The 4,481-nt window shown below is 69.8% G+C and carries 4 protein-coding genes; all 4 read left to right on the top strand.

Annotated features, from left to right (window positions below; translation table 11 throughout):
* Window positions 1-178 precede the first annotated feature (178 nt).
* From PLE19_23840 to PLE19_23825, 4 genes are read left to right on the top strand one after another with little or no spacing between them, the layout of a single operon-like run.
* Window positions 179-1,210: a 2-hydroxyacyl-CoA dehydratase gene (locus PLE19_23840; protein ID HPD17980.1), complete on the top strand. Its 1,032-nt coding sequence runs from the start codon at window positions 179-181 to the stop codon at window positions 1,208-1,210.
* Window positions 1,211-1,222: 12 nt separating this feature from the next.
* Complete coding sequence (locus PLE19_23835; protein ID HPD17979.1) at window positions 1,223-2,293, top strand: lysylphosphatidylglycerol synthase transmembrane domain-containing protein; 1,071 nt, start codon at window positions 1,223-1,225, stop codon at window positions 2,291-2,293.
* A complete protein-coding gene (locus tag PLE19_23830) occupies window positions 2,286-3,323 on the top strand; it encodes a CehA/McbA family metallohydrolase (protein ID HPD17978.1) in 1,038 nt (345 codons plus the stop codon). The genes PLE19_23835 and PLE19_23830 overlap by 8 nt, the downstream gene beginning before the upstream one ends.
* Window positions 3,324-3,334: 11 nt before the next feature.
* Window positions 3,335-3,937: a ribonuclease HI family protein gene (locus PLE19_23825; GenBank protein ID HPD17977.1), complete on the top strand. Its 603-nt coding sequence runs from the start codon at window positions 3,335-3,337 to the stop codon at window positions 3,935-3,937.
* Window positions 3,938-4,481: the final 544 nt, after the last annotated feature.

Below are 4,481 nucleotides of genomic sequence, written 5' to 3'. Positions count from 1 at the left end.
GACCCGTGAATCCCACTGAACCCAGGGCGTTGCCCTGGGCTATCCCATGCGAGCCTTTCAGGCTCCAGAGACAACCACCCTGCCTGCAATCCCGGCACACACCCCCGGCCACGCGTTCCCATCCTTGACACCACGCGGCGAATCGGGGAGAATGTCGGGGGCCTCAGGAGCGCCGCGGGTGCATCAACGCCTGGTTGGTATCACGACGACAATCCCGGTCGAAGTCCTGTTCGCCGCGGGCTATACTCCCCTGGACCTCAACAACGTGTTCATCGGGTCGCCCGACGCGCCGGAGATGGTGGAGGCGGCGGAGCAGGCCGGGTTTCCCCGCACCATGTGCGCGTGGGTGAAGGGCATCTACACGGCGGCCCGCCGCCGCGGGGTGGACACCGTGGTGGCCGTGGTGCAGGGCGACTGCTCGAATACGCACGCGCTGATGGAGATTCTGGAGTCGGAGGGCGTGCGGGTGATTGACTTCGCGTTCCCCTACAAGCGCGAGCGGCCGCTGCTGGAGGCCCAACTGGCGCGGCTGGCCGAGCGGTTCGGCACCACGCTGGAGGCGGCGGAGGCGCAGAAGACCCGCCTCGACGCAGTGCGGGCCGCGGTGCATGAGATTGACCGCCTGGCCTGGGAGACGGGGCAGGTGACGCCTGCCGAGGCCTTTACCTGGCAGGTGAACTGCTCGGACTTCGAGGGGGAACCCGATGCGTTCGGCGCGCGGGCCGAGGCATTCCTGGCCGCGGCGAGGGAGCGACCGCCAGGATACGGGCTGAAGCCCGCACTGCGAGCGGGAGACGGGCCGAGGCCCGCAGCCCGAACCGTGCGGCTGGGGCTGGTGGGCGTGCCGCCCATCTGCGGCGACCTGCACGAACGCCTGGCCGAGGCGGGCGCGGCCGTGGTGTTCCACGAGGTGGCCCGGCAATTCGCCATGCCAGGCCGGACGGCCTCCCTGGTCGAGCAGTATGCGGCCTACACCTATCCCTATGACGTGTTCCTCCGCATCGGGGATATCGTGCGCGAGTGCCGCCGCCGCCAGGTGCAGGGGGTGGTGCATTACGTGCAGAGCTTCTGCTTCCGCCAGATTCAGGACCGCCTGCTCCGCGAGCGGCTGGAGCTCCCGGTGCTGACGCTGGAGTGCGACCGCCCGGGGCCGCTCGACGCGGCGTCGCGCACGCGGCTCGAGGCGTTCACAGAGATGCTGCGGGGCTGACAGGGGACCGAGATGGCTCTCCGTGCCCAGGTGAAGAAGACCGCCCTGCTGATCCTCAAGGTCGGCATCGCCGTGGGGCTGCTCGCATGGCTCGTGCGCTCGGGCAAGCTGGAGCCGGAGAAGATCTGGACCGCCGTCCGCCAACGCCCGCTGGGTCTGGCCGGGGCCTTTCTCATCTACAACGCCTGCATCCTGCTCACGGCCAACCGCTGGCGCATGCTCGTGGTGTCGCAGGGCATCGAGGCGCGGCGGCGCGAGTGCGTGGCCATGACCTACATCGGCTGCTTCTTCAGTTGCTTCCTGCCCGGCGGCACGGGCGGCGACCTGGTGAAAGCCTACTACGTGGCCCGAGGCACCCACAAGAAGGCCGAGGCGGTGACCACGGTGTTCCTGGACCGTGTGGTGGGGCTCTACTGCATGGTGGGCTTTGCCGCCGTGGCCATGCTCTTTCATCTCAAGGACCTCTGGCGCCACCCATCGCCCCCGAGCGCCCTCGGCCTCACGCAGACCCAATTCCTCGCGGTCGGCGTGCTGGCGGCCTTCGGCCTCGGCACGCTGGGGCTGCTCGTGCTCCTGTCGCCGCACTGCCGGCGGCTGGTCCACTGGGTGCTGGGCCACCTGCCGCAACGGGTGGCAGGGGTATTCGCACGGGTGTACGAGGCGGTCTATCTGTACCGGGGGCGCAAGCTGCTGCTCCTGAGGTTCCTGCTCTACTCGGTGGCGGCGCACGGCGGGGCCGCGGTGGCGTTCTGCCTGATCGGGCGCTCGCTCGGCGAGCCGCTGGCCATGGACCTCACGCGCGCGCCGAACTACTTCTTCCTGATCCCGCTGGGGCTGGTGCTCAATGGCCTGCCCGTGGCGCCGGCCGGCGTGGGGGTGTTCGAGTGGGCGCTCGCCCTGCTGTTCGCTACGGTGCTGCACCCCGGAGAGGCGAACCTGGGGGCCGAGGTGGCCGCGCTCAGCCACGTGATCATCCTCATCACCAACCAGACGGGCCTCTTCTTCTACCTGGCCGGCAAGCGCCGTGTGGCCGAGGCGATCCAGGAGGCCCGCGCCGCGGGCGACGCCGGTCCCCATGCATGACTACAAGGGCTGCCTCCACATCCACTCGACCTACTCGGACGGCCACTCGCCCGCGCCCGACATCCTGGACGCCGCGCGCGAGGCGGGCCTCGACTACATCGTGCTCACCGATCACGACACCCTGGCCGCGCGCGACGCGGGCCTGGCCGGCTGGCGCGACGGCCTGCTGCTCGACGTGGGCGTGGAACTGGAGGCCGGCGGACACCACGCCATCGCCCTCGGCCTGAGCGACCTCGAGGGCGTGAGGGGCGCGCCGACCATCGAGGCCGCGTTCCAGGCGGTGGGCCGCAAGGGCGGCCTCGCCTTCGTCGTCCACCCCGTGCCCGTCCACAAGCCCCTCTTCGATGCCTGCGTGCCCGGCTGGACCGACTGGCATCTCGACGGCTACCACGGCGTCGAGATCTGGCCCTACCTCCACGACTGGATCCGCGACCTGCACCTCTGGAACCTGCTCTCCCACTATCGGCACCCCGACCGCTGGATCCGCGGCCCGGAGCCAAGCGTGCTGGCGCACTGGGACGCTGCGGGGCAGCGCCGCCGCGTGGTGGGCATTGGCTCGCTCGACAATCACGCCAAGCGGGTGCCGTTCCGGCGCCTGGGGCTGGACTTCATGGAGTTCTTCCCCCACCGCCGCATGTTCGGCACCGTGCGCACCCACGTGCTCTCGCCCGAGCCGTTCGCCGGACACAGCGAGCAGGACACGGAGCTTCTGCACCGGCTGCTCGCCGGCGGGCGGTGTTACGTGAGCTACGACTTGCTGGCCGATGCCACCGGCTTCTGCTTCGAGGGGCGGCACGGCCAGGGGGCCATCGCCATGGGCGAGGAAACCCAGGCGGCGCGTGAAGTGAGCTTCCGAGTCGTGTCGCCCGTGACAGCCGACTTGCGGCTCCTGCGCGATGGCCGCGTGGTGGCGAGCGCCCGCGGCCGTGAGCTGAAGGCCGCCCACGGCGGGCCGGGCGTCTACCGAGTCGAAGCGTCCCTCGACGGGCGTCCCTGGGTGTTCACGAACCCCATCTACCTGCGTGGTTGAAGGAGCCGCGGTTGGCCAAGCTGAGTGACCGGCAGATCGCCCGCCTCGTTCGCCAGTATCTCGATGTCAATCGCCTGCTGGCCGAGCACCCGGAGCTCTCGCGGCAGGAGCTGGAGACATTCTGGGTGCGCCACGCGCTGAACGACCTTGCGCCCGCGCCGCCGGCGCGCACAGGCGAGTTGTTCGGCGATGCGCTCGGCGCGACGGGGAAGGCGCTGGTGGCGCGGTGCGATGGCGCCTCGCGCGGCAACCCCGGGCCGGCGGCGATCGGAGTCGCGATCTTCGATGAGAACGGCGCGCCCGTTCGACGCATCAGCGAGACGATAGGCCACACGACGAACAACGTGGCGGAGTATCAGGCCGTCATCCGCGCGGCCGAGGAAGCGCTGCGCCTGGGCGCCGCCCGCCTCACGCTGCTGCTCGACAGCGAACTGCTCGCCTGCCAGCTCCGAGGCGTCTACAAGGTCAAGGCCCCGCACTTGCAGCCGTACCACGAGAAGGCGCTCGGCCTGCTGGGCCGCCTTGACTCGTGGGAGGTCCGTCACGTCCCGCGCGAGCAGAACGCCGCGGCCGACCGGCTTGCCAACGAGGCGCTGGACAGGGCACGGCCCTGAGGCGCCACACGCGGAGTGGCGTGGGAGGCGGAAGTTCACTTCAGACGTCGAGTTTGTGGAGATATGCAGCCACCCGCCTTCGGCGGGGCCGCGCCATGCCGTGAGCCAAGACATGGCTTGTCAGGGTCTCGCAGTCTTGGCGTGGCAACCGCTGGGAGCACTGGACGGGTGTCGCGGCTCCGGCGAAGCCACACCATAACCGCCTATGCCGCAACGCCTTACGCCCTCCCGCATGCACGCTCACATACTTGCTCATCGCCCGTGTGAGCAAGTATGGCCGGAACCGCGAGAATCGCCAATCCTCGCCTTTCCACCCATACTTGCTCACTTCCCCCCACTCAGGTTTGAGCAAGTATGGGCGGGGTGCGCCCTGAGCGCATTGGAAGATCCCTCCCGACGAGACGCCCGGCCCACTACGGGTTGGCATGCCGCCACGTCGCATCAGGCCGGTCGAGCCCGGCCCGCCGAACCGCACGGAGCATCATTTTTGGCTCACCAGGGTCCAGCGATCCTCACGCGGCCGCCGATGGGGAGCGTGGGACGG

It is taken from the genome of Planctomycetota bacterium (genome assembly GCA_035384565.1).
Taxonomy (GTDB): domain Bacteria; phylum Planctomycetota; class PUPC01; order DSUN01; family DSUN01; genus DAOOIT01.
This window is presented reverse-complemented; position numbering and strand designations above follow the sequence as displayed.

Coding starts and splice junctions, on each gene's coding strand:
- PLE19_23835 (HPD17979.1), top strand. CDS start 1,223: ATGGCTCTCCGTGCCCAGGTGAAGAAGACCGCCCTGCTGATCCTCAAG.
- PLE19_23830 (HPD17978.1), top strand. CDS start 2,286: ATGCATGACTACAAGGGCTGCCTCCACATCCACTCGACCTACTCGGAC.